Origin of the sequence: Xanthomonas euroxanthea, assembly GCF_900476395.1 — a bacterium.
In the GTDB taxonomy this organism is placed as follows: Bacteria; Pseudomonadota; Gammaproteobacteria; order Xanthomonadales; family Xanthomonadaceae; genus Xanthomonas; species Xanthomonas euroxanthea.
Genome location: NZ_UIHB01000001.1, coordinates 1,403,015 through 1,427,724, shown reverse-complemented (window position 1 = coordinate 1,427,724; position 24,710 = coordinate 1,403,015). Strand labels below are relative to the sequence as shown.

General features: G+C 66.2%; 19 protein-coding genes and 1 riboswitch. Of the genes, 12 read left to right on the top strand and 7 right to left on the bottom strand.

Going from position 1 to position 24,710, the window contains the following annotated elements; genetic code table 11:
- Positions 1-63: 63 nt before the first annotated feature.
- The 3 genes from CPBF1521_RS06310 to CPBF1521_RS06300 form a co-directional block, all read right to left on the bottom strand.
- On the bottom strand, positions 64-1,245 hold the full coding sequence (locus CPBF1521_RS06310) for a polyketide cyclase (RefSeq protein WP_104582423.1): 1,182 nt from the start codon (positions 1,243-1,245) through the stop codon (positions 64-66).
- Between the two features lie 373 nt (positions 1,246-1,618).
- Complete coding sequence (locus tag CPBF1521_RS06305) at positions 1,619-2,260, bottom strand: response regulator (RefSeq protein WP_005990002.1); 642 nt, start codon at positions 2,258-2,260, stop codon at positions 1,619-1,621.
- A complete protein-coding gene (locus tag CPBF1521_RS06300) occupies positions 2,260-3,456 on the bottom strand; it encodes a sensor histidine kinase (protein ID WP_104582422.1) in 1,197 nt (398 codons plus the stop codon). Before CPBF1521_RS06300 ends, CPBF1521_RS06305 begins: the two co-directional genes overlap by 1 nt.
- Positions 3,457-3,680: 224 nt before the next feature.
- Here CPBF1521_RS06300 and CPBF1521_RS06290 point away from each other — a divergent pair, with 224 nt between their 5' ends.
- The 6 genes from CPBF1521_RS06290 (at position 3,681) to CPBF1521_RS06265 (ending at position 7,838) form a co-directional block, all read left to right on the top strand.
- Positions 3,681-4,277 carry a GNAT family N-acetyltransferase gene (locus CPBF1521_RS06290; RefSeq protein WP_104582421.1) on the top strand — a complete coding sequence of 199 codons (597 nt, stop codon included), beginning with the start codon at positions 3,681-3,683 and terminating at the stop codon, positions 4,275-4,277.
- A 3-nt stretch (positions 4,278-4,280) separates the two neighbouring features.
- The gene (minC, locus tag CPBF1521_RS06285) at positions 4,281-5,027 is read left to right on the top strand and encodes a septum site-determining protein MinC (protein WP_104650286.1); all 747 of its coding nucleotides are present in this window, start codon (positions 4,281-4,283) and stop codon (positions 5,025-5,027) included.
- Positions 5,028-5,063: 36 nt separating this feature from the next.
- Positions 5,064-5,873 (top strand): septum site-determining protein MinD, encoded by an 810-nt coding sequence (gene minD, locus CPBF1521_RS06280; RefSeq protein ID WP_046342008.1) that lies wholly within the window; start codon positions 5,064-5,066, stop codon positions 5,871-5,873.
- 2 nt (positions 5,874-5,875) lie between these two features.
- Positions 5,876-6,133: a cell division topological specificity factor MinE gene (minE, locus tag CPBF1521_RS06275; protein WP_005994583.1), complete on the top strand. Its 258-nt coding sequence runs from the start codon at positions 5,876-5,878 to the stop codon at positions 6,131-6,133.
- 69 nt (positions 6,134-6,202) lie between these two features.
- Positions 6,203-6,694: a hypothetical protein gene (locus CPBF1521_RS06270; RefSeq protein ID WP_370659364.1), complete on the top strand. Its 492-nt coding sequence runs from the start codon at positions 6,203-6,205 to the stop codon at positions 6,692-6,694.
- 328 nt (positions 6,695-7,022) lie between these two features.
- Positions 7,023-7,838 carry a sugar phosphate isomerase/epimerase family protein gene (locus CPBF1521_RS06265; RefSeq protein ID WP_115676357.1) on the top strand — a complete coding sequence of 272 codons (816 nt, stop codon included), beginning with the start codon at positions 7,023-7,025 and terminating at the stop codon, positions 7,836-7,838.
- Here CPBF1521_RS06265 and CPBF1521_RS06260 read toward each other — a convergent pair.
- Together CPBF1521_RS06260 and CPBF1521_RS06255 are read right to left on the bottom strand one after the other, a co-directional pair.
- The gene (locus CPBF1521_RS06260) at positions 7,835-9,118 is read right to left on the bottom strand and encodes a sensor histidine kinase (protein WP_115676356.1); all 1,284 of its coding nucleotides are present in this window, start codon (positions 9,116-9,118) and stop codon (positions 7,835-7,837) included. The two genes, CPBF1521_RS06265 and CPBF1521_RS06260, sit on opposite strands and share 4 nt — an antisense overlap.
- A complete protein-coding gene (locus CPBF1521_RS06255) occupies positions 9,111-9,827 on the bottom strand; it encodes a response regulator transcription factor (RefSeq protein WP_104650291.1) in 717 nt (238 codons plus the stop codon). Before CPBF1521_RS06255 ends, CPBF1521_RS06260 begins: the two co-directional genes overlap by 8 nt.
- Positions 9,828-9,963: 136 nt before the next feature.
- Here CPBF1521_RS06255 and CPBF1521_RS06250 point away from each other — a divergent pair, with 136 nt between their 5' ends.
- From CPBF1521_RS06250 to CPBF1521_RS06225, 5 genes are all read left to right on the top strand, one after another.
- Positions 9,964-11,709, top strand: a complete 1,746-nt coding sequence (locus CPBF1521_RS06250) for an ArnT family glycosyltransferase (RefSeq protein ID WP_181901110.1) — start codon at positions 9,964-9,966, stop codon at positions 11,707-11,709.
- Between the two features lie 100 nt (positions 11,710-11,809).
- Complete coding sequence (locus CPBF1521_RS06245) at positions 11,810-12,574, top strand: phosphatase PAP2 family protein (protein ID WP_104650293.1); 765 nt, start codon at positions 11,810-11,812, stop codon at positions 12,572-12,574.
- Complete coding sequence (locus CPBF1521_RS06240) at positions 12,571-14,226, top strand: phosphoethanolamine transferase (protein WP_115676355.1); 1,656 nt, start codon at positions 12,571-12,573, stop codon at positions 14,224-14,226. Before CPBF1521_RS06245 ends, CPBF1521_RS06240 begins: the two co-directional genes overlap by 4 nt.
- Before the next feature lie 1,099 nt (positions 14,227-15,325).
- On the top strand, positions 15,326-17,344 hold the full coding sequence (locus tag CPBF1521_RS06230; RefSeq protein ID WP_115676353.1) for a M2 family metallopeptidase: 2,019 nt from the start codon (positions 15,326-15,328) through the stop codon (positions 17,342-17,344).
- 131 nt (positions 17,345-17,475) lie between these two features.
- The gene (locus CPBF1521_RS06225) at positions 17,476-19,410 is read left to right on the top strand and encodes an XVIPCD domain-containing protein (RefSeq protein ID WP_115676352.1); all 1,935 of its coding nucleotides are present in this window, start codon (positions 17,476-17,478) and stop codon (positions 19,408-19,410) included.
- A gap of 119 nt (positions 19,411-19,529) precedes the next feature.
- Here CPBF1521_RS06225 and CPBF1521_RS06220 read toward each other — a convergent pair whose 3' ends face one another.
- A complete protein-coding gene (locus tag CPBF1521_RS06220) occupies positions 19,530-19,931 on the bottom strand; it encodes a hypothetical protein (RefSeq protein ID WP_104649754.1) in 402 nt (133 codons plus the stop codon).
- Positions 19,932-19,947: 16 nt separating this feature from the next.
- Complete coding sequence (locus tag CPBF1521_RS06215; protein ID WP_115676351.1) at positions 19,948-21,201, bottom strand: multidrug effflux MFS transporter; 1,254 nt, start codon at positions 21,199-21,201, stop codon at positions 19,948-19,950.
- A gap of 268 nt (positions 21,202-21,469) precedes the next feature.
- Positions 21,470-21,584: riboswitch (glycine riboswitch) on the top strand.
- An 89-nt stretch (positions 21,585-21,673) separates the two neighbouring features.
- Here CPBF1521_RS06215 and gcvP point away from each other — a divergent pair.
- Complete coding sequence (gcvP, locus tag CPBF1521_RS06210) at positions 21,674-24,547, top strand: aminomethyl-transferring glycine dehydrogenase (protein ID WP_181901109.1); 2,874 nt, start codon at positions 21,674-21,676, stop codon at positions 24,545-24,547.
- Positions 24,548-24,710 lie beyond the last annotated feature (163 nt).

Sequence of the window (24,710 nt, the reverse complement as noted above, 5' to 3'; positions counted from 1 at the left end):
AAAAAAACGCGCCGCAGGACTGCGGCGCGTTTTGGTCTGGATCAGGTCATCGTGGCGAAACGATTACTTGATGGCCCAGTAGACGTCGTAGGTACCGTCCTGCGTAAACGACTTGTCCACGCCGCCCTTCCACGACTCGTACGGACGCTCGGTCACGTCGTTGCCGTTGGTGGCAGCCCAGGCACGCAGGGAGCTACGCACTGCGTCCAGGCCGGCCATGTGGCCTGCATAGGTCGCAAATGCGGAACGGTGCGCCTTGGTGCGCTCGTACTTGACCGGCGCTTCCGACGGGATGTTGACCTTCAACTCCTCGCCCGTGGCAGCAACCGGCGTTGCATCCACAGGTGCGGCAGCCGCGGCGTCATCCTTCTTGGCATCAGCCTTGGCGGTGTCGGCCTTGGGGTCGGTCTTCGGCGCGCCACCGGCACGCTTGCGGACCGGCTGCACCACGTCGAAGGCGTACTTGTCGGAGGCAAAGTCGGTGGTCACGATGCGGACCGGACCAGCAGCCTCGAGGCCGTTGGCGTCCATCACGCGCTTGATCCACTCCTGGTTGTCCTTGATCGACTTCTTGATCGTCTCGTTGTCACGATCGATGTTGCCTGCGTTGACGACCAACAGGTCCTCGGCCGGCACATCGACGATCTTGAGATCGCTCAACACCGGCTTGCCGTCGAGCTGGGCGCGGTAGTCGAAATTCGGCACGGTGGCCAGTGCGGTCGCCAGACGCGACAGACCCAGCTTCAGGTCGTCGCCCACGTGGCGGCTGACATACAGGCCGGCATAACGACCGAACAGGTTCCAGCCGTACTTGACGCTGTAGTCCTGGGTGATCTTGACGTTCTTGTTGTTCTTGCCAGTCGGCGCAAGGGTGAAGTTGGTGACTTTGTCGTAGCCCTTGGTGGGATCGTCGATCGAAATCTCAACACGCTCGTTCTTGACGCTGTTGGTGATCTCCCAGCTGCCGTCGCCGATGTAGCCTTCGGTGGAGCTGTATTCGACGCGTGCACCCTTGCCCTCTTCCGGGCCGACCAGCTTCAGCTGGATCTTCGGGTCACGCAGCACAAGCGGGTTCCAATCCTTGAAACGACGGAAGCTGTTCACGGTGTCGTAAACAATCGTCATCCTGCGGTTGGTCTCAACACTCTCGGACATCTGCCGCTCCGAGGGCAACACCAAGCCCACCACGACAAACAAGCCAGCCACGATCCCCAAGGCGATCAGGAACTCGATAATACGGGTCATTCAGGAGGTCTCCGGGGCCGATCCCACGGCCGGGTTGAGTGAAGCGAAGCCGCCATCCTAGCAGGCTTCGAGAAAGATGTTCAGTTGTGCGACGGGTAGCGCGGTCTTGCGGTGTCATCCACCGCGCAACCGCGCGGTCCATGACTGCGCAACCCCAACCTGCACAAGGGTTTGGGCAGAGTGCGCGCAGCTATCATGCACATCGCGCGATGCCTGTGTGTGATGCGATGGCTACCGGCGCCGTTTTCGGCCTCCGGCAGCGCGCTGGATCCGGTCCGGAAACGACCAGACCACCCCGCCGCGCCCGCTGGCGCACGCGCGGCGGAGCGCACGCACCGCCGCAGGCCGGAAGCAGCGTCACCTGCGCTGCCGATCAGACCAATTGCAGTTCGAAGGCCTTCAGCACCGCGCGGGTGCGGTCACGCACGCCGAGCTTGGACAGGATGTTGGAGACGTGGTTCTTGATGGTGCCCTCGGCCACGCCCAGCGAGTTGGCGATCTCCTTGTTGGAAAAGCCGCTGGCCATCAGCCGCAGGATCTCGGTCTCGCGGTCGGTCAGCGGATCAGGCCGGTCCAGGCTGACGAACTCGTTGCGCATGTGCTCCAGGCCCGACAGCAGGCGCTGGGTCACCGCCGGCTGCACCAGCGAGCCGCCGTCGGCCACGGTGCGGATCGCGCCGACCAGCTGCTCCAGCGAGACGTCCTTGAGCAGATAGCCCTTGGCGCCGGCCTTGAGTCCGGCCAGCACCAGCTGGTCGTCGTCGAAGGTGGTCAGAATGATGGTCGGCGGCAGCGTGCCGTTGCGCGAGAGCATCTGCAGCGCTTCCAGGCCGGACATCACCGGCATGCGCATGTCCATCAGCACCACGTCGGGCTGGATCTGCGGGATCTGCTCCACCGCCTGCTTGCCGTCGGAGGCCTCGGCCACCACTTCGATGCCGTTGTCCAGCGCCAGCAGCGAGCGGATGCCCTGGCGTACCAGGGTTTGGTCGTCGACCAGGCACACACGGATCATCAAAACACTCCTTGAGTAACGGCCGCAGGCATCAGTGCCGGCGCGCCTGGAACGGAGATGCGCAGGCCGAAGCCGTCACCCCGCCGGGTTTGGATCTCCAACTGGCCACCATACTGGTTCAGCCGTTCGCGCATGCCGCGCAGCCCGTTACCGGGCGCCACCGTCTCGGCGCCGTGGCCGTCGTCGCGCGCGTCGATCAGCACGCTGTCTCCGTCCCGGCGCACCTGGATCCACAGGTTGCGCGCACCGGCGTGGCGCACCGCATTGGTGATGATTTCCTGGGTACAGCGCAGCAGCACATGCGCGCGCTCGGGGTCGTCCAGGGTCAGCGGCTGGGCGATGTCCAGATGGATGTCCAGCGAGGGCACCTGGGTCACCAGCGGGCGCAGGGCCGCTTCCAGGTCGATCGCGCCGCTGTCGCGCAGCTGGCTGACCGCTTCGCGCACATCGGTGAGCAACAGCTTGGCCAGCGTATGCGCCTGGCGCACATGCTCCTGGGCCTGGCCGTCGGTGATGTGGCCGGCCACTTCCAGGTTCAGGCTCAGCGCGGTGAGGTGGTGGCCGAGCAGGTCGTGCAGTTCGCGCGAGATGCGGGTGCGCTCGTTGACGCGGGCGCTTTCGGCCAGCAGCGCGCGGGTGGCGCGCAATTCGGCATTGAGCCGGCGCTGTTCTTCGCGGGCATCGGTCTGCTGGCGCGCGACCAGGCTGGTCACGAAAATGAACATCGAGAAGCCGCCGTACAGCAACGACTGCATCAGCGCGGCGAACAGGGTGAAGTCCGGGCGCAGGTAATAGAACACCGGCAGCACCGCCAGCTGGCTGAGTACCAGCCAGGCCACGCCGATGCGCAGCGGCAGCAACCAGGGGATCACCCCGGCCGCCACCATCATCAGGATGCTGCCCAGCCCGGTTCCGCTCAGATAGCTCACCGCCAGCGCGAAGATGGTCAGCAGCAGCAGGATCAGCCGGTCGTACCAATGGGCGTGGCCGCCGCTGCTCAGGCCGCGGGTCAGCCAGAAGTAGCTGGCGCCGAAACCGACGAAGAACGCCGACATCAGCAGGCCCTCGGCCACGCTGCGGTGGTCGCCCTCCTCGGCGGCCGGCCAGTAGGTGTACACCAACGGCATGGCGATCATCGCCCAGGTGAACAGGCCGGCGAAGCGCAGGACGCGCGTATGACTGAGGTATCCCAACATGCAGGCATCTTAGGCGCTCGCCGGGTGGCTGCCCTCTTGCCGGAAGTCATGCATGTGCTTGCACGGACGGACGGTCCCGGCAGCAAGACCTCCCGGCGTCGGCGTGGTGCGGCCGCCTCGTACGCACAGGGCCGGCACACGGCGGGTCGCCGCTTCAGGCCACGCATGCAATAATCCGACGCAGATCCGATTTCGGGTCGAGAGCGTTACCCCACGGAGTCCCAATGTCGATCGTTATCCGCGACGTGCGCGAGCACGAGCTCGATTCCGTCCTGGCCCTGAACAACAATGCCGGACTGGCAATCCTGCCGCTGGATTCAACCAAGCTGCAACGTTTCTACGAGCAGGCCGAATATTTCCGCGTCGCCGAGCGCGACGGCAACCTTGCCGGGTTCCTGGTCGGGTTCGGCAGCGGCAGTGCGCATGACAGCAGCAATTTCGCCTGGTTCCGGGACCGTCACCCGGAATTCTTCTATATCGACCGCATCGTGGTCGCCAGCCGCCGTCGCGGCGGCGGTGTCGGGCGTGCGTTCTATGCCGATGTGCAGAGCTATACCGAGTTGCGCTACCCGCAACTGGCCTGCGAAGTGTTCCTGGACCATGGCGCCGATGCGGCGTTGCTGTTCCATGGCAGCTTCGGCTTTCGCGAGGTCGGCCAGAACACCATGGCCGATGTCGAGGTGCGCGCCAGCATGCTGATGAAAGACATGTGCAGCTATCCGTGGGTCAAGGAGACCTATGCCGGCAAGTTGCCGGACCATCTGCCGTGGGTCGGCCGGCCGCGGCATGCCGCCACCGACAACCCGTCGACGGGGAGCTGAGGCGTGGCAAGCGTGAATGTGGATTTCGAACAGGCCGGCGAACTGAAGATCGGCCAGGTGGGCATCGCCAACCTGCGCGTGCGCACGCTGGACGTCCCGCGCCTGGTGCGCGAGATGCGCGAACGCGTGACCCGCGCGCCGAAGTTGTTCGGACGTGCGGCGGTGATCCTGGATTTCGGCGGGCTGTCGCAGTTGCCGGACCTGGACACGGCCAAGGCGCTGCTGGACGGTCTGCGCGATGCCGGCGTATTGCCGGTGGCACTGGCCTACGGCACCAGCGAGATCGACCTGCTCTCGCAGCAGCTCGGCGTGCCGCTGCTGGCCAAGTTCCGGGCGCAATACGAGCCGACCGCGGTGAGCCCACCGCCGCCCCCGCCTCCCCCGCCGCGTGCCGAACCCGCAGCGCCTGCCGCGCGGCCGGCACCTGGACGCATGCAACGCAACGCGGTGCGCTCGGGCCAGCAGCTGTATGCGGAGAACTGCGACCTGACTGTCCTCAGTACGGTCGGTGCCGGAGCAGAGGTCATCGCCGACGGCAGCATCCATATCTACGGTACCCTGCGTGGCCGCGCGTTGGCCGGCGCCCAGGGCAACCCTGACGCGCGCATCTTCTGCCGCGACTTCCACGCCGAACTGGTTGCCATCGCTGGCCACTACAAGGTGCTGGACGATGTTCCCATGGACCTGCGTGGCAAGGCCGTCCAGGTCTGGCTGGAGCAGGATCAGATCAAGATCGCTGCGCTGGATTGACGCAGCCCAACCACAGAAATATTTCGGAGAAATCCTTTGGCTGAAATCATCGTAGTCACCTCCGGCAAGGGCGGCGTCGGCAAGACCACCACCAGCGCGAGCCTGGCCTGCGGGCTGGCACGGCGCGGCAAGAAGGTCGCCGTCATCGACTTCGACGTCGGTCTGCGCAACCTGGACCTGATCATGGGCTGCGAGCGGCGCGTGGTGTACGACTTCGTCAACGTCGTGCATGGCGAAGCCACGCTCAAGCAGTCGCTGATCAAGGACAAGCGCTTCGACAACCTGTACGTGCTGGCTGCCTCGCAGACCCGCGACAAGGACGCGCTGACCCAGGAAGGCGTGGAGAAGGTGCTCAAGGACCTGGCCGCCGACGGCTTCGACTACATCGTCTGCGATTCGCCGGCCGGTATCGAGAAGGGCGCATTCCTGGCGATGTACTTCGCCGACCGCGCGGTGGTGGTGGTCAATCCGGAAGTCTCCTCGGTCCGCGACTCGGACCGCATCATCGGCCTGCTCGATTCCAAGACCCGCAAGGCCGAGCAAGGCCAGACCGTGCCGGCCTTCCTGCTGCTGACCCGCTACAGCCCGGGCCGCGTGGAAGGCGGCGAGATGCTCAGCATCACCGACGTGGAAGAAGTGCTCGGCCTGAAGGCCATCGGCGTGATCCCTGAATCCGGCGACGTGCTCAATGCCTCCAACAAGGGCGAGCCGGTGATCCTGGATGCCGAGTCCCCGGCCGGCCAGGCCTACGACGACGCGGTCGCCCGCATCATGGGCGAAGAGCGCCCGATGCGATTCACATCCGTGGAGAAGAAAGGCTTCTTCAGCAAGCTGTTCGGAGGGTAAGCATGGGCCTGCTCGATTTTCTCAAGAGCAAGAAGAACACCGCCGAGACGGCCAAGAACCGCCTGCAGATCATCATTGCGCAGGAGCGCAACCACCGCGGCGGTCCGGACTACCTGCCGCTGCTGCAGCGTGAATTGCTGGAAGTGATCAAGAAGTACGTCAACATCGACGCCGATGCGGTGCGGGTGGACCTGGTCAAGGATGGCGAGCATGACGTGCTCGATATTTCCGTCGCCTTGCCCGAAGACGGCGACAAGTAAGCGATACCTGCAGCACCGTGCCTGCACGGTGCTGCGGTGACGGCCCGAACCGACCGCGAGCCTTTGCGTGTGACCATCGATTCTTCCTCCAGCGCCGAGCCAGCCAGCGTGTTGTGCGTGGGCGATATCGGCCTGGATGCACCCACTGCCCTGCTCTCAGGTTATGGTTTGCGCCTGCATCGGGTGGACGCCGGCGCGCCGATCCCTGGCAGTTTCTGGGGCGAACCGGAGGCCGGCATCATCGGCTGCGATGTCTATGTGCGCGACGACACGCCGGTGCATTCGCTATTGCACGAGGCCGGGCACCTGATCGTCCTGCCGGCCGACAAACGCGCGGCCGTGCATACCGACGCGACCGATTCGGTGGATGAAGAAGACGCCACCTGTTACCTGCAGATCCTGCTGGCCGAGCAATTGCCGGGCGTCGGCAGCGCGCGCCTGATGGCCGACATGGACACCTGGGGCTACACCTACCGGCTCGGATCCACGCGCGCCTGGTTCGAGCAGGACGCGGACAATGCGCGCAGCTGGCTGCTCGCGCGCAACCTGTTGCCGCAATAACGCCGGATCGCCGCTACCTGATCGTCAGGCCGTGGCGTACCTGCAGGCCGGCATGCACAGGCTGCCAGCATGCAGCCCCCGAATCGAGCCAGTGGCCACGCACTGCAGTGCCACTTCACTGCGTGGCACAAGCAGGCTGCAGACGACGGGGTCGTCAGCATCCGCATAGACCATGCCGAATGCTCGCGTGTAAAACATGCCGGCTGCCGTCTCCGTGCAGGTCGCGCGCATCGCCAGGCGCGGCGTTTCGTAGGACTGCAGGTCACGCCGCGCAGCATCACGACGGCGCAGACATCTCCTCAACGCCACGCCGCGTAGGCTGCAGCGCATGCATAGCCTGTTTCTCAACACGGTGCTGCTGGGCGGCACCGCAGCCGATAAATTGTCGGCCGCGCAGGCGGCCGGCTTCGATGCGATCGAATTGTGGGAACAGGACCTGCAGCAGTTGGCGCGATCGCCAGCGCAGGTGCGCGGCGCCCTCCACCAGCTCGGGCTTGGACTGACCGACTACCAGGTGCTGCGCGATGTGGACGGTGCCGCTGACGCGCAACGCGACCGTTGCCGCGCGCACGCGCTGCAGATGCTGGAAACCGCCGCCGCGTTGGGCGCGGGTGTGGTGCAGGCACCGGCCAACACGCGTACCGACGTCGTGCCTGCACGGATCGTCGAGGATCTGCGCTGGCTGGGCCGTGCCGCGGCGGAGCACGGCCTGCGCATCGCCTACGAACCGATGGCGTGGAGCACGGTCAATCACACCCTGCCTGCCGCGTGGGCAAGCGTGCGTGCCAGCGGCGCGGACAACATCGATCTGGTGGTGGATGCCTACCACCTGTTCGCGCCAGGCCGTGGGCTGGACGACCTGGACGCCATCCCGGCCACGCGCATCGCCAATGTGCAGTTATGCGATGTGGCGCAGCCGGTGGCGCCAGGTGCGCTGGCCGCGGTGGCGCGGCATGCGCGGCTGCTGCCGGGCGAAGGCTGCTTTCCGCTGTCGGCGCTGTTGCGGCGCCTGGCCGGCATGGGCTACACAGGGCCGATCGGCATCGAGGTCTTCAACGATGTCCGCAAGGCTGCCGCTGCTCCGGCCACCGCGGCGGCGGCGATGGCCGCACTGCGCAGCTGCCTTGAGCGTGCCGGCGATTAGTTGCGCTGCGCGCCGCTGAGATCCAGCGTCACCACCGTGCCCTGCCCCGCGCTGGAATCCAGGTGCAGATGCCAGCCCAGATGCTCGCAGAGCCGTCCGATCAGCTCCAGCCCGATGCCGTTGCCCTGGCGTGCGTTGTCGCGCGCCAGGCGCGCGTAAATCGCGCTGATCTCCTCCGGCGTCATGCCGTGGCCCGGGTCGGCAATGCGCACTACCCCTGGTGCCGATAGCGAAACGCGGATGATGCCGCGGTCGCTGTTTTCGATCGCGTTGCGCAACAGATTGCCGATGGCGGTCTGCACGATCGCCACCGGTGCGGTGAGGCTGCATGGCGGAAGCGGGTCGGTGACGACCTGCAGATCCTTGTCGGCGAGCAGATGCGCGTGGTCGGCGACGATCTCCGGCAGCAACAGATCCAGGCGCAGCGTATCGCTGCTGCGCGTCAGCCGGCCGGGGTCCTTGGCCAGCACCAGCAACAAGGTGATCAACTGCTCTACCGCGGCGCTGGTCTGCGCGATGCGCTCCAGTTGATGACGCACCGCCGACGGGGTGCCGGGTTGTTCCAGTGCCAGTTCGGCAGCGTTGCCGATCACCGCCAGCGGGGTGCGCAACTCGTGGCTGGCACTGTCGATGAAGGCGCGTTCGCGTTCGACGAACTGGCCGTTGCGATCGAGATAATCGTTGAGCGCATCGGCAATCACGTACAGCTCGGCGCTGCCCTGCGGGCCAACAGCAATGCGTTGTGCACGCCGCTCCGGACGCAGCGCACCGATGTCGCGCGCCAGCTCCACCAGCGGGCGCACCAGCCGCGCCATCGCATACGTGCCCATCAACAAGGTGATGCCGATCAACGCGACACCGGCGGCCAGCATCCAGCGGGTGATGAACTGCTCCAGCGCTTCGAAGTCGGTGATATCCAGCACCAGCGCCAGGCGCCCGGCATGCGGGGTGTCGCGCACCATCACCGCGCTCTGGCGGCCGGCGATCTCCAGCTCGTCGTGCAGGCCGGGATGCAGCGTGCGCAGGACCGGCGGCACCGTCGCGCTGCCGTCGACGCGATACAACCGCAGGGTGTCCGAGTCCTGCCAGCGGTAATCCGGATTCTGCGCACTGCGGTCCAGGATGCTGTCCAGTTCCGAATTCAACAACGAGCGCCACACGCCGTGTTCCGCGCGCTCGTGCAGATACTGCGCGGTGCCGAACACCGCCAGCACCATCAGCAGCGTGTAGCCGAACAACCACACCAGCACGCGACGGCCCAACGGGCGCTGCCTAAGCATCGCTGCACTCGCCCGTGGACTGATCGCCGGCGCCTTCCAATGGCGCCAGGCGATAGCCCAGCCGCGGCAGCGTATGGATCAGTTTCTGCGCGAATGGGCCATCCACGCTGCGGCGCAACTCGTAAATATGCGAGCGCAGCATGTCGCCATCGGGCGGATCGTCGCCCCAGAGCGATTGCTCAAGACGCTGCCGGGTGACGGCGGCGGGGCTGGCCTGCATCAGCACTTCCAGCAACTTGCGGCAGGCCGGATACAGGTGCAGCACCTGGCCGGCGCGGGTGGCTTCCAGGGTGGACAGGTCCAGGCGCAGATCGGCCACCTGCAGCAACTTGCCGCGTCGGCGCCCATGCGCACGCGCCAGCAGGGCCTCGATGCGAACCTCCAGTTCCGGCAGCGCGAACGGCTTGGTCAGGTAGTCGTCGGCACCGGCGCGGAAGCCGGCGATCTTGTCGGGCAACTCGTCGCGGGCGGTGAGCATGATCACCGGCAATTCGGACTGGTGCTGCTCGCGCAGGCGGCGCAGTACTTCCGGGCCGTCCATGCGCGGCATCATCCAGTCCAGCACCAGCACATCGTAGTGCTGGGTGGTGGCCAGGTGCAGGCCGGTGACGCCATCGGGCGCGGCGTCCAGGGTGTGCCCGCGCGCTTCGAAATAGTCGAACAGGTTGGCAACCATGTTGCGGTTGTCTTCGATGACCAGCAGCCGCATGAGCGCGTTTCCAGGGCGGCCCGGTAGGGACGATGTGCGCATCCTAACCGAGCCTGGCCGAACACGGCCGCCCTGGAGGGTTCCGACAAAATTCCGACCTGCCAGCCGGATAGTGTGGCGCCCCACCGCTCGGGGCGTGCGCGTGTCGCCTGCCATCTCCGCCGCCACTTCCCGCCAGCGCGCACTGCTTGCCGCCGTGGTGCTGATCGTCGTCAGCCTGCTGGCCGGCCTGGGCCTGCGCCAGCCCAACCCACCGGATGAGCCGCGCTTTGTGCTGGCCGCACGCAGCATGGTCGAGACCGGCCAGTGGTTGCTGCCGCATCGCGGCCGCGACCTGTATGCCGAAAAGCCGCCGGTGTTCATGTGGTTGCAGGCGGCCAGCTACGAGTTGGTGCCGCACTGGACCGTCGCCTTCCTGCTGCCTTCGCTGCTGGCTGCGCTCGCCACCTTGTGGCTGACCTGGGACATCGCGCGGCGCCTATGGGACCGGCGCGTGGCGCGTCATGCGGTGCTGGCGTTGTTTGCGGTGCTGCAGTTCGGCCTGATGGCCAAGCGTGCGCAGATCGACATGGTGCTGGTCGCGCTGACCACGCTGTCGTTGTGGGGAATGCTGCGGCATCTGCTACGCGGGCCGGACTGGCGCGCATGGACGCTGGGGGTGTTCGCAGCCGGCGTGGGCACGGTCACCAAGGGCGTGGGCTTTCTGCCATTGCTGCTGTTGCTGCCGTGGATGGCGCTGCCGCGCAGGCACTGGAGCGTGCTGCCGGCACGCGCACAGGCCGGGCGTAGCTGGTTGCTGGTGCTGCCGGCGTTTCTGGCCGGCACTGCGGTATGGCTTGGTCCGCTCGGCATCGCGTTGTGGCAGAGCAACGACCCGGCGCTGCACGCCTACGCGCACGAGTTGTTGTTCAAGCAGACCGGCACCCGCTACGCGCACGCCTGGCATCACCTCAAACCGGCCTGGTACTACCTGCAGGTGATCGCCACGCTGTGGTTGCCGGGCTGCCTGGTGTTGCCATGGTTGCTGCCGGCGTGGTGGCGACGGCTGCGGCGCGGCGACCCGCGCTATCTGTTGCTGCTTGCCTGGAGCCTGCTGGTGCTGGTGTTTTTCAGTGCCAGCCCGGGCAAGCGCGAGGTCTACATCTTTCCGATGCTGCCGGCCCTGTGCATCGCCGCCGCACCGCTGCTGGCCGGGCTGCTGCGCAAGCGTGGCGTCCGCGTGTTGCTGACCGGCTACCTGCTGCTGCTTGCGCTGGCCGCTCTTGCATTGGGCAGCGGTATCGCACTGCATCTGCACTGGGCGGAAAACACTGCATTGAAGCGTGGCATGGCGTTGGCCTCGCTGCAGTCGGTCGGTGTGTGGTTGATCGGCCTGGGCGTGGTCGGCCTGGCGGCACTTGCCTGGTCGCGCGGCAAGCGCACCGGCGCCGCGGTGGTGGTGGTGACCGCCGCGCTATGGATCGTCTATGGCCTGGGCTTGATGCCTGCACTGGATCCCTACAGCTCTGCTGCGCGGGTGATGCAGCGCGTGGGGCAGCACATCGGCCTGGATGCCGAGCTGGGCATGCTGGCCTGGCGCGAACAGAACATGCTGCAGGCGGACCGGGCGGTAACCGACTTCGGCTTCAAGGCAAGCTGGCAGCAGCAATGGGCCAAGGCAGGCCCCTGGCTTGCACACGCCCCCGAGCGTCGTTGGTTGTTCGTCCTCAAGCAGGCAGTACCGGCCTGCATCGATCCGGCGCAACGTTTCGATGTTGGCGAATCCAATCGCAATCAATGGCAGTTACTGCCGGGCACGGCATGGCATGCCGGCTGCGTTGCCGCCGATACCGACACCGATACCGATACCGATCCTGGTGCCGGCGACAGCGAGACAGACTGAACGCCGGATAGCGTGTTAACAGCCGAGCAACCTCGGTCCGACCGCTTTCCGACATGCCGCTTTCGAAGATGCCGGGCATAGACCACCGGCCGATGCTTCGATGACCACGTTTCCCGTATACGCACCTGCCCTGACGCGCACAGCCACTGCTGCGCAAACCCGCTTCCTGGTTCGGCATCTGTGGCTACCGCTGGCCGGCGTGCTGGTGCTCAGCGCGTTGTTGATGAGTGCCGGTGGCGACCAGTGGATTGCCGATGCGCTGTATCGGCTGGAAGGCGGGCATTGGCTGCTCAAGGACCACTGGTTCACCAGCGGCGTGATTCACCGCGTCGGCAAATGGCTGAGCACCGCAGCCGCTGTCAGCGTGCTGGTGCTGGCGCTGGTCGCCTGGTGCCGGCCACGCCTGCGTGTGCTGCGCTGGCCGCTGACCTATCTGGCTACATCGATCGCACTGTCGACTTCGCTGGTGTCCTTGCTCAAGTCGTGGACGGCGATGGATTGCCCCTGGGATTTGAGCCGTTATGGCGGCACCCAGCCGATGATCGGGCTGTTCGAATCGCGCCATGGCATTGCCGCGTCCGGTTGTTTTCCCGCAGGTCACGCCAGTGCCGGTTATGCGTGGGTGGCGTTGTATTTCTGTGCGCTGGCACTGCGTCCTGCATGGCGTGTTCCTGCATTGTGGCTGGGCATCGCGGCAGGGCTGTTGTTCGGGATTGCGCAGCAACTGCGCGGCGCGCATTTCCTGTCGCACGACCTGTGGTCGCTGGCGGTGTGTTGGGGAACCGCACTTGCACTGTACTGGGGGATGCTGGCTCGACCGCATCGCGCCAATGAAGTGGTGTTGCAATCGGGGGATGCAGCATGAGCACCTATCTACCGCAATCGCGTGGGCGCAAGCGCCTGCGCGCACTGACCTGGACAACGCGCCCCACGGTTTCGACCGAGACGCTGGTGCTGCTGTCGAGCGTGTTCTTTGCACTGGTATGCAATCAGCTGTTCTGGCATACGGCCATGGCCACGCATCCGGGCAGCCTCGGGTTTGCCATCTCGTTGATGGCGCTGCTGGTGGCCGTGCATGCGTTATTGCTGGGTCTGCTGGTCTGGCGTTGGAACGCCAAGCCACTGCTGACGCTGCTGCTGTTCACCACAGCGCTGGCTGCGCACTACATGGACAGCTACAACGTCTATCTGGATGCGGACATGCTGCGCAACGTGCTGCATACCGACCATAAGGAATCGCGCGAGCTGCTCACGCCCGGCTTGATCCTGCCGCTGCTGTGCTACTTCCTGATTCCGACCACGCTGTTGTGGCGCATTCGCCTGCACGCGCGCAGCATCGGCAGATCGCTGGCAACCCGCGCCGGCTTTCTGCTGGTGGTGGCAGTGGTTGGCGCGGCCGGCGCGATGCTGTCCTCGCAAGACGTCTCCGCGTTGATGCGCAATCACCGCGAGGTGCGTTACCTGGCCACGCCGATCAATTACATCGTGGCGCTGCGGCAGAACCTCAAGTCCGATTCGCCAATCAAGCACGCGCCCAGGCAACCGGTCGAGCACGATGCCATGGCCACGCCACGCGCACCGGGAAGCCGTCCGCGCCTGCTGCTGGTGGTACTAGGCGAAACCGCGCGTGCGCAGAACTGGGGCCTCAACGGCTATGCGCGCCAGACCACGCCCGAGCTGGCGCAGGCCGGGGTGATCAATTTCCCCGACATGCATTCGTGCGGCACCAGCACCGAGGTCTCGGTGCCGTGCATGTTTTCGCCATTCGGCCGCCGCGATTACAACGAGGACATGATCCGCAGCCACCAGTCGCTGCTGCATGTGCTCGAACACGCCGGCATTTCCACGCTGTGGCGCGATAACCAATCCGGCTGCAAGGGCGTCTGCGACGGACTGGAGATCCAGAAGCTGGACGATGCCACCACGCCAGGGCTGTGCGCCGACGGCCGTTGCATGGACGAGATCCTGCTGAGCGATCTGGCTGCACAAGTGCGGGCAAAGCCCGGCGACCGCGTGGTGGTACTGCATCAACTCGGCAGCCACGGACCGAGTTATTTCGAGCGCTACCCGGCACGGTTCGAGCGCTTCAAGCCGGTGTGCAAGACCGCCGACCTGGGCAGTTGCAGCCGCCAGGACATCGTCAACGCCTACGATAATTCCATCGCCTACACCGATCACTTCCTCAACCAGGCCATCCACGCACTGCGCGGGTTGCAGGATTACGACACCGCGATGATCTACCTCTCCGATCACGGCGAATCGCTGGGCGAAAAAGGCCTCTACCTGCACGGTGTGCCGTACGCGATCGCGCCCAAGGAGCAGACTCATGTCCCAATGGTGATGTGGTTCTCGCCGGAGTTCGCACGCGACCGCGGCCTGGGCGAAACCTGCCTGCGCCACCGTGCCGGCCAATACACCGACCAGGACGCGCTGTTCCCATCGGTGCTCGGGCTGATGCAGGTCAAGACCAGCGCCTATGCACGCGAGCGCGATCTGTTTGCGCAATGCACGGGATAAACGCGACTGGGTAATCCGAACTTGGTTATCGAGTGCGCGGCGCCCCTCAGACATGGAGCCAATACGTCATGATCGAACAGGGCGCATCCGGCACTACTCTTCCATGCGCACCGACCATCTCGACGGGTCCTTGCCCGCTCACCGTCGCGGGACCTTACGCGGCATGGATGCCGCGTAAGAGCTTACATGGACGTACTTGCAGCGTGTCCCGCGATGGTGGGCGGGCAAGGGCCCTGCAGCCAAGTCGCAGATCAGCCGCCATACAACTAATCTATCCATGCTATCCAGGCTTAAAGCACGACATCCAAAGCAATCGGGACTTAGAACACTGGCATCGTTTAAGTGCGATCAAATGCTTGAGTCAAAAGCTTAGTCAGTAGAGGGCGCGGCGTCCTCACCGCTCGCGGGACACGCCGTGAACCCGTCCCTGGGGGCTCGGTGGCGGCATCCATGCCGCCACACGGTCCCGCAATCGGCGAGGACACCGCACGAGACGGTGTGCTGATTGTTTTACTGAAAACCATGCACACCGACCATCTCGACTGGCCCTTGCCTGCCCGCCGTCGCGGGACCTTGAGCGGCATGGATGCCGCGCCAGAGCCTACACGGACGTACTTGCGGCGTGTCCTGCGATGGTGGGCGGGCAAGGACCCTGCGGCAAACTCACAGCGTCGAGGGCGCGGTGCCCTCACCGCACCAGACAGTGTGCTGATTGTTTTACTGAAAACCATGCACACCGACCATCTCGACGGGTCCTTGCCCGCTCACCGTCGCGGGACCTTGAGCGGCATGGATGCCGCGCCAGAGCCTACACGGACGTACTTGCGGCGTGTCCTGCGATGGTGGGTGGGCAAGGGCCCTGCAGCAAACCCGCAGTCCGAGGGCGCGGTGCCCTCACCGCACCAGACAGTTGCGTTGTTGAAAACCATGCGCACCGACCATCTCGACGGGTCCTTGCCACACATCGTCGCGGTACCTTCGTCTCCCCTGATCAGCAGATATGCACCTGCAGACGTCCGCGTCGCGTGCGCAGTGACAGTGCTTGCGGTAGATCGCGCTGCGTTCTAGCCTGCGTCGGACTTCACCGCAAGGACCACCCGTGAACCCTCGTTTGTTGTGGCTGGCGCTGGCCGTGGCCGCCGGCACGCTGTCGTTGTCGGCCTGCCGTCGGGATACGGCAGAACCCGCCAGGCCCGCTGCGGCCAAAACCGCGCCGCAGGAAAGCGCCGACCAGTTTGTTGCTCGCATCAGCGCCGAGTACAAGGCCGCGTACCCGGAAGTCACTGCCGCGCAGTGGTTGTCTTCGACCTACATCAATGGCGATTCCCAGTTGCTGGCCGCCAAGGCCAACGAGCGCTCGCTGGCGCAGCTGGACCGCTGGATCGAACAATCCAAGCAGTACGCAGGTACCCCGATGTCGGCCGACAGCGCGCGTGCATTGCAACTGCTGAAACTGATGAGCGCCCTGCCCGCGCCACGCGACCCAGCCAAGCTGGCGGAGCTCACCCGGATCGCCGCCAAGATGGAAGGCGACTACGGCGCGGGCAGTTATTGCGTGGGCGATGGCGAGCAACGCCGCTGCCGCCAGCTCGGCGAGCTGGAGCAGGTGCTGGCCAGCAGCCGCGATTACGCAGAGCAACTGGATGCCTGGCAGGGCTGGCATGGCACCGCAATCCCGATGCGCAAGGACTACCAGCGATTTGTCGAGCTCGCCAACGAGGGCGCGCGCGGACTGGGCTTTGCCGATGTCGGCGTGCTATGGCGCAGCGGCTATGACATGCCGCCGGCGCAACTGGCCAGCGAAACCGACCGTCTCTGGGAGCAGGTCAAACCGCTGTACGCACAACTGCAGTGCTATGCGCGCGGCAAGCTCGATACGCAATACGGCAAGGACAAGGGCGAGCTTGCCGGCGGCATGTTGCCCGCACATCTGATGGGCAATATGTGGCAGCAGGACTGGAGCAATCTGTGGGACCTGCTGCAGCCGTATCCAGGTGCCGGCGATCTGGACATCACCGCCGCGCTGGAAAAACAATACCAGGGCAACCTGAGTGCGGTGCTGGCACGCACCACGGGCACCGAAGGCGGCAGCGGCGCCCGCTTCCAGGCCGAACGTGAAGCGCAACTGCGCACCGCAAAACAGATGACCGAGCGTGCGCAGGACTTCTACACCTCGCTCGGCATGCCCAAGCTTCCCGACACCTATTGGCAACGGTCGCAGTTCATCAAGCCCCTGGACCGCGACGTGGTCTGCCATGCCAGCGCGTGGGACATGAACATGGGCGGCGAGCCAAACCAGAACATCGGCGCGGACGTGCGCACCAAGATGTGCATCAAGCCAACCGAAGAGGATTTCACCACCATCTACCACGAGCTCGGCCACATCTATTACGACCTGGCCTATAACCCGCTGCCGCCGCTGTTCCAGAACGGTGCCAACGATGGCTTCCACGAAGCGATCGGCGACACCATCGTGCTGGCGATGACGCCCAGGTATCTGCAGTCGATCGGCATGGTGGGCGAACAACAGGCCGGCCGCGAGGCGCTGATCAATTCGCAGATGCGCATGGCGCTGAGCAAGGTTGCCTTCCTGCCATTCGGTTTGATGATCGACCGCTGGCGCTGGGGCGTATTCGATGGCTCGATCACCCCCGAGCACTACAACCAGGCCTGGTGGGAGCTGAAAGCCAAATACCAGGGCGTGGCGCCGGTGACCCCGCGCGGCGAGGAGTTCTTCGATGCCGGCGCCAAGTACCACGTGCCGGGCAACACGCCGTACACGCGCTATTTTCTGGCGCATATCCTGCAGTTCCAGTTCTACAAGGGCCTGTGCGAAGCCGCAGGCCATCAAGGCCCGTTGTACGAGTGCAGCTTCTACGGCAACAAGGACGCCGGGCAGAAGTTCTGGTCGATGCTGCAACGTGGCGCCAGCCAACCCTGGCAGACCACGCTGAAGGAACTTACCGGCAACGAGCGCCTGGATGCCGGCCCGATGCTGGAATATTTCGCACCGATGAACGAGTGGTTGAAGCAGCAGAACCAGGGGAAATTGTGCGGCTGGCAGGCGACCGCGCCCGCTGCCGCCGGCAACGCGCCGCCACCTGCCGCGATTCACTGACGCGCCGCTTTCCCTGCGGCATGCGGCGGCCGTCGCCCTGGCCGCCGCATAACATTGATTTGATAAATGCCAAAAACGCCGGCGATATACTGCGCGCCCGCTGCACCGGCGCAGCATGCAGGATGCATCCAATGAACAACGCCTCCACCGGCCCGGACCCGCGCGACGCGGACACCAACAAGCAGCTCATCGACGACGCGAACGACCGCGCGTTCGACCCGACCTACAGCAGCAAGAACAGCGACTATTCGGTGGAACTGGGCAGCAGCACCGTGGAGCTCAACCCCGAAGATCAGTCGGTCAAGTATTCCCATACCAGTGAGCAGGGCAACGGCAGCCAGGCCCGGCCACTGGGCGAGAACAGCCTGCAGACCAGCACCTCGCTGGGCCTGGGCAAGCTCAGCGATGCCGACGCGAAGACCACCACCTTCAATCTGGAGGCCGACGCGCGTACCGGCCAGCAGCAAAGCCTGCAGACCAAGCTCGGCGACGGCAAATTGAACATCGAAGCTGGTGTCAGTGGCGGGCAGCGCATGCGCTACGCACTGACGCTGCCCGGTGCCGACCAGCCTGCAGAGGCTGCCACGCGCGTCAATCCGCTACAGCCGGAGAGCCTTCCGATCGGCGCGCGTGCGGTGATGGACACGCAGACCTACACCCAGCGCGATTCCTCGGCGAGCCTGCAACACCTCAGCATGCAGAGCGAGATCACCGAAGCCAGCGGCCGCAGCTACCTGATCGAGCGTGTGGACGAGCGCCACGTGCGGGTGGTGACCGGACCCAACGCAGCCATCGAGGCGGTGAACGCGGCTGGCCTGAAGGTGGGACCGGCGCAGGCCCTGCTCGGGCGCGCCGACTCCCTGGGCCAGTCGCGGGTGGAGAGTGCGCAGTTCGACCTGGCCGATCCGCGTGCGGTCGCGGCCATGGGCCAGTTCGTGCGCGAGGGCACGCTGGCACCAGGCGTGCCCGGCGTCGACGAACAACAGACGCTGGAGCGCATCAACTTCAGCTCGCAGCAGCGGCTGCAGCTGGAATTGGGCCCGCTCAGCGCCGATGTGGCCGGCAACCGCAACCAGGGCAGCCAGGTGCGCATCAGCACACCGGACCAGGACGGCTACACGGTGGCGCAACAGCTGCAATACGGAGACAACGTGCCGCTGACGATCGTGCGCCAGTACGACGGCAACGACACCGAACGCGTGCAGGACCGCAGCTACCGCTTCGAGATCGATGGCGACGTTGCAACGCCGGGGCTGCTGCAACGCCTGGGCGGGCGCAACGAGGCCAGCGAGGAAAAGGCGATCGCGCAGAATCTCAACAGCGCGCTGAGCGGCGAGATGGCGGGCACCGGTGCGATCGCGCCAGGGCAGAAGACAACGCTGGCCTTCAACGAGGCGCAGATGCAGGCGCTGATGGAGCAGACCCAGGCCAGCGTCGAGGCCAGCAGGATCGGCGGCAGCTCGCTGAGCTCGCTGGTCGGCGACCGCAGCGCCGCGCCGCAGTCACCCGAACGCTTTGCGATCGCGATGGCCCGCAATGTGGGCGGCACGCCGTATCCATTCGTCGAGCGGCTGCAGCGCATCGCCGACGGTGCCGATGGGACATACGACGGCCAGTTGCAGCGCATCGATGCCGAGGTCCTTCCGCGCCAGGCAGCGACGGCGACCGCCGCCTCGGATGCGCGCCATCCGGCCAATCCGGACCATGCGCTGCTGAACCAATGCACCGCAGCGGTGGAGCAGCTGGAGGCCGCGCGTGGCCGCGTGCCCGATGCGGACAGCGAGCGCCTGGCAGCCGGAGCGCTGGTGGCCGCGCGCGAGCATGGGCTGCAGCGCGTGGATCACGTGGTGCTGGGGCGCGACCCGGCACAGGGCTTCGTGGTCCAGGGGGCGCTGGATTCGCCGGCCCACCTGCGCGGACCATTCGATGCGCAGGCCGCGCAGCAGACGCCGGTGGACCACAGTCTGCAGCGCGCGCAGGCGCTGGGCGCCGAGCAGGATCGCAACGCCGCCGCGCAGGAACAGACGCAGCAGCAGGACCTGCAGCGACAGGCACCGGCGCGCTGATCCGGCGCACTGGCTGATCCGCAGCCAGGCGCTGGTGCAGTTCAGCCCGACCACTGCCCATCCACGCGGAATGGGCAGTGGTCGGAATCGGCTTCGCCGACACCGCTGCGTGTATGGCCTCAGTTGGGACGCGCGGGCACCAGCTTCTGCGCGAACTCGATCCGGAACGCCTCGAAATCCCTGCCGTCGGCAGCGGCCTCGGCATGCGCCGCATCCTTGAGCGTGTCCGAGTAGGTCAGCCGTACCGGCGTGCCCTGGCGTTCGTGCAACTCGGCCGCGCGCATGATCAGGGCCAGCACCTGGGCGGCACTGGTGCTCTCGCCGGCGATGCGGCCGTCCATGCCGAGCACCCATTCGCCGTCGCGGCGGACGATGCCGGCCAGGAGCGTGCGCTGCTGGTCGCGCAGTTCGGCATGCGGCTCGATCGGCGAAACCGGCGCGGGATTGGCGGCGGCCTGGTTGCGCAGGCGCTCGGCGGCGCGCTTGCGGGCGTCGCGGCGCAGCTTGGAATCGGTGGACATGCAGGCTCCTGTGAGGTCAGAGATGGTCGGCCGGCTCCAGAGGCACGGCCTCTTCGGCCTGGCGGCGGCGTAGACGGCGGCCGCTGCGGCGCTCCCAGCGCCAGAATAGCCAGCCCAGCAGGAAAAAACCGGTCATGCCGATCGCCAGGTGGCGCGGGTGTTCACTCAGCAGCGGCGACAGCACCCCGGCCACCAGCGTATTGGTCATCAACTGGGTGAAGGCCTGCAGCGAGGACGCCAGGCCGCGCTGGTGCGGGTACATATCCAGCACTGCCAGCGCCAGGATCGGGAAGATCAGCGCCATGCCCACACCGGCCAGGAAGATCGGCAGCACCGCCCATGGCAGGGCGATCTGCGCTGCTGTCATGGTGTAGCCCAGGTTCGCCAGCGCCGCCACGCCGCAGCAGATGAAGCCGATGCGGATCTGCCGCACCGGGTCCATGCTGCCGGCCATGCGCCCGGACAGGAACGAGCCCAGCGTCATGCCGCCGATGGTGGGAATGAACAGCCAGGCGAAGTCGCCTTCGCCCAGGTGCAGGTGGCGCATGATCAGCACCGGCGCCGAGGCGATGTACAGGAAGATGCCGGCGAAGTTGAACGCACCGGCCGCGGCCAGGCGCTGGAAGCGCGGGTTGAAGCCGATCCGCACGTAGTCGTGCAGCAGGCGCTTGAGCTGCAGCGGCGTGCGCGCCTCCACCGGGTGGGTCTCCGGCAGCCAGGTCAGCGTGGCGACCAGCAACACCAGCCCGAACGCCACCAGAAACCAGAAGATCAGCGGCCAGCCGGCACCGCTGAGCAGGATCCAGCCGCCGATGATCGGCGCGATCGCCGGGGCGATGCCGAAGATCATCGACACCTGGCTCATCAGCCGTTGCGCGTCCGGGCCCTGGAACAGGTCGCGGATCACCGCCCGCCCGACGATCATGCCGACCCCGGCCGACAGGCCCTGCAACGCGCGGAACGCCAGCAGGGTGGGCAGATCCTGCGACAGCGCGCAGCCCACCGAGCCGGCGATGAACAGCACCAGCCCGCCCAGGATCACCCGCTTGCGGCCCCAGGCATCGGACAGCGGGCCGTGCGCGATGCTCATCAGCCCGTAGGCGAGCAGATAGACGCTGATGGTCTGCTGGATCGCCACCTCGTCCACCGCCAGGCTGCGGCTGAGCCGCGAGAACGCCGGAAAGATGGTGTCGATGGAAAACGGACCAAACATCGCCAGCCCGGCGAGCAGCAGCGCCATGCGACGGGTGGAAGGCGTGGTGGGGGGCATGCAGGGATCCGAAACGTGGTGCACCGGGGGACGCACGCCGACGCTGGCCTGGGGGGGGCGCGTCGGGATGGGCACAAGGGCGTCGATGATAGGCGCTCGCCGTTGCAAGGTTAAGCAGGCCCGAGTGCATGGGGCGTGCCCCCGCCCTGGCGGACGCGCCCGCCGCTGCGCACGCAGGCTATAATCGGCCGGCAACACGGTGGGAGAAGCGGCACTGCCGCTGCCGAAGGCGCAACAGCCCGTAATCGCTCAGGCCCGATACCATCCGCAGTACAACTCTGGAGAGACCGGCCGATGCCGGCGCCGAAGGGGCACGGAACGCAGGCAGGCCCAGCGCCATGCCGCGCTCTTAAACTCTCAGGCAAAAGGACAGAGGGGCGCGAGGAAGACTGTCGCTGCGACAGGAGGTGATGCGCTGCGCGCGTCACGCCGGTCCGGTGGTTGTCGACCATTCGTCTGCCCCCTGCCCCGGATGCCCGCCATGTCCCAGACCACGTCTTCCTTGCGCGACCTCGAACACCACAGCGCGTTCGTCGAACGCCATATCGGCCCCAACGATGCAGAAATCGCACAGATGCTGGACGTGGTCGGCCACGCCTCGCTGGATGCGATGACCGATGCGATCGTGCCGGGCAACATCAAGTCGCCGGCGGCGCTGGCGCTGCCCGAGGCGATCACCGAAGAAGAGGCGCTGGCCAAGATCCGCGCCATTGCCGGCAAGAACCAGGTGCAGCGCAGCTTCATCGGCCAGGGCTACTACGGCACCCATACGCCGAAGGTGATCCTGCGCAACATCCTGGAAAACCCGGCCTGGTACACCGCCTATACGCCGTACCAGGCGGAGATTTCGCAAGGCCGCATGGAAGCGCTGATCAACTTCCAGACCCTGTGCGCCGACCTCACCGGCATGCAGATCGCCAACGCCTCGCTGCTGGACGAAGCCACCGCCGCGGCCGAAGCGATGACGCTGGCCAAGCGCTCGGCCAAGTCGAAGTCGGAGACCTTCTTCGTGCACGACGCGGTGCATCCGCAGACCCAGGAACTGCTACGCACCCGCGCCGAGCCGCTGGGCATCGTGCTGCGCGTCGGCACGCCGGAGGAAGCGCTGCAGGCCGAGTGCTTCGGCGTGCTGCTGCAGTACCCGGACAGCTTCGGGCATATCGGCGATCACGCCGCGCTGGCCGAGGCAGTGCACGCGCAAGGCGGGCTGGTCGCGGTGGCGACCGATCTGCTGGCGCTGACCCTGATCGCCGCGCCCGGCGAATGGGGCGCGGACATCGTGGTCGGCAATTCGCAGCGCTTCGGCGTGCCGTTCGGTTTCGGCGGCCCGCATGCGGCCTTCATGGCCTGCCGCGATGCCTACAAGCGCTCGATGCCGGGCCGGCTGATCGGCGTGTCGATCGATGCCGCCGGCAACCCGGCCTATCGCCTCACCTTGCAGACGCGCGAACAACATATCCGCCGCGAGAAGGCCACCTCCAACATCTGCACCGCGCAGGTGCTGCTGGCGGTGATGGCCTCGATGTACGCGGTCTACCACGGCCCCGCGGGCCTGACCCGCATCGCGCGGCGTACCCATCGCCTGGCCGCGATCCTGGCCGCCGCCTTGCGCGGCGCCGGCGTCAGTGTGGGCGAGCATTTCTTCGACACCCTGCACGTCAAGGCGATCGATGCCGATGCCATCCACGCCAAGGCCCGCGCCGCCGGCATCAACCTGCGCGCGATCGACAGCGAAGCGGTCGGCATCAGCCTGGACGAAACCAGCACGCGCGCCGACGTGGTCGCACTGGCCGCGTTGTTCGGCGCGCAGGCAGATGTGGACGCGCTCGACGCCGCCACCGCCGACGCGTTGCCGCAGGGCCTGCTGCGCAGCACACCCTTCCTGACCCACCCGGTGTTCAACACCCACCACAGCGAGCACGAACTGCTGCGCTACATGCGCTCGCTGGCCGACAAGGACCTGGCGATGGATCGCACCATGATCCCGCTGGGCAGCTGCACGATGAAGCTCAACGCCACCGCCGAGATGATCCCGGTGACCTGGCCCGAGTTCGGTGCGATCCATCCGCTGGCACCGGCCGAGCAATCGGCCGGTTACGCGCAGCTGATCGATGAGCTGGAAGCGATGCTGGTCGAATGCACCGGCTACGACGCGGTGAGTCTGCAGCCCAACTCCGGTGCCCAGGGCGAGTACGCCGGCCTGCTGGCGATCCGCGCCTATCACCGCTCGCGCGGTGAGGCGCACCGCGATATCTGCCTGATTCCCGAATCCGCGCACGGCACCAACCCGGCCTCGGCGCAGATGTGCGGCATGACCGTGGTCGTGACCAAGTGCGATGCCAACGGCAACGTGGACGTGGACGACATCCGCGCCAAGGCAGAGAAGTACTCCGGGCGCCTGGCCGCGTTGATGATCACCTACCCGTCCACCCACGGCGTGTTTGAAGAGGACGTGGTGGCGATCTGCGAAGCGGTGCATGCGCATGGCGGCCAGGTCTATACCGACGGCGCCAACATGAATGCCCTGGTCGGCGTGGCCAAGCCCGGCAAGTGGGGCTCGGACGTGTCGCATCTGAACCTGCACAAGACCTTCTGCATTCCGCATGGCGGCGGCGGTCCGGGTGTGGGCCCGTGCGCAGTCAAGTCGCACCTGGCGCCGTTTTTACCGCGCACGCTGGGCGGCGAAGGCGACGTCGGCATGGTCAGCGCCGCCAGCTACGGCTCGGCCTCGATCCTGCCGATCAGCTGGATGTACGTGACCATGATGGGCAGCGCCGGCCTGCGCAAGGCAACCCAGGTGGCCCTGCTCAACGCCAACTACATCGCCAAGCGCTTGGCGCCGCACTACAAGACGCTGTACACCGGCCGCAACGGCCTGGTGGCACACGAGTGCATCCTGGACATCCGCCCGCTGGAAAAGACCAGCGGCATCGGCGCCGAGGACATTGCCAAGCGCCTGATCGACTTCGGCTTCCACGCACCGACCTTGAGCTTCCCGGTCGCCGGCACCTTGATGGTGGAACCGACCGAAAGCGAATCGCAGCATGAGCTGGACCGCTTCATCGACGCGATGATCCAGATCCGCGAGGAAATCCGCGCCATCGAAGACGGCCGCCTGGACCGCGACGACAACCCGCTCAAGCACGCCCCGCACACCGCCACGCAGGTGTCGGCCAGCGAGTGGACCCACGCCTACCCGCGCGAACTGGCCGCCTTCCCGCTGCCCAGCCTCAAGCAGCAGAAGTACTGGCCGCCGGTGGCGCGCGTGGACAACGTCTACGGCGACAAGAACGTGATGTGTGCCTGCATCCCGGTGGATGCCTACAAGGACGACGTGGAGGCGTAAGCGCCGCCCTGTCGCGCTGACGTGTGGCATTCAAACCCAGCCCGGGAATTGCCGGGCTGGGTTTTTCGTTTCTGGCGGCAGCAGTCAGTGTCTGGACGCATAGCGCGTTGCTGCCGTAGCCGGGCACGGCTTGGGTTGGGTTGGGTTGGGTTGGGTTGGGTTG

Coding starts and splice junctions, on each gene's coding strand:
- CPBF1521_RS06310 (WP_104582423.1), bottom strand. CDS start 1,245: ATGACCCGTATTATCGAGTTCCTGATCGCCTTGGGGATCGTGGCTGGC.
- CPBF1521_RS06305 (WP_005990002.1), bottom strand. CDS start 2,260: ATGATCCGTGTGTGCCTGGTCGACGACCAAACCCTGGTACGCCAGGGC.
- CPBF1521_RS06300 (WP_104582422.1), bottom strand. CDS start 3,456: ATGTTGGGATACCTCAGTCATACGCGCGTCCTGCGCTTCGCCGGCCTG.
- CPBF1521_RS06290 (WP_104582421.1), top strand. CDS start 3,681: ATGTCGATCGTTATCCGCGACGTGCGCGAGCACGAGCTCGATTCCGTC.
- minE (WP_005994583.1), top strand. CDS start 5,876: ATGGGCCTGCTCGATTTTCTCAAGAGCAAGAAGAACACCGCCGAGACG.
- CPBF1521_RS06265 (WP_115676357.1), top strand. CDS start 7,023: ATGCATAGCCTGTTTCTCAACACGGTGCTGCTGGGCGGCACCGCAGCC.
- CPBF1521_RS06260 (WP_115676356.1), bottom strand. CDS start 9,118: ATGCTTAGGCAGCGCCCGTTGGGCCGTCGCGTGCTGGTGTGGTTGTTC.
- CPBF1521_RS06255 (WP_104650291.1), bottom strand. CDS start 9,827: ATGCGGCTGCTGGTCATCGAAGACAACCGCAACATGGTTGCCAACCTG.
- CPBF1521_RS06245 (WP_104650293.1), top strand. CDS start 11,810: ATGACCACGTTTCCCGTATACGCACCTGCCCTGACGCGCACAGCCACT.
- CPBF1521_RS06240 (WP_115676355.1), top strand. CDS start 12,571: ATGAGCACCTATCTACCGCAATCGCGTGGGCGCAAGCGCCTGCGCGCA.
- CPBF1521_RS06225 (WP_115676352.1), top strand. CDS start 17,476: ATGAACAACGCCTCCACCGGCCCGGACCCGCGCGACGCGGACACCAAC.
- CPBF1521_RS06220 (WP_104649754.1), bottom strand. CDS start 19,931: ATGTCCACCGATTCCAAGCTGCGCCGCGACGCCCGCAAGCGCGCCGCC.
- CPBF1521_RS06215 (WP_115676351.1), bottom strand. CDS start 21,201: ATGCCCCCCACCACGCCTTCCACCCGTCGCATGGCGCTGCTGCTCGCC.
- gcvP (WP_181901109.1), top strand. CDS start 21,674: ATGCCCGCCATGTCCCAGACCACGTCTTCCTTGCGCGACCTCGAACAC.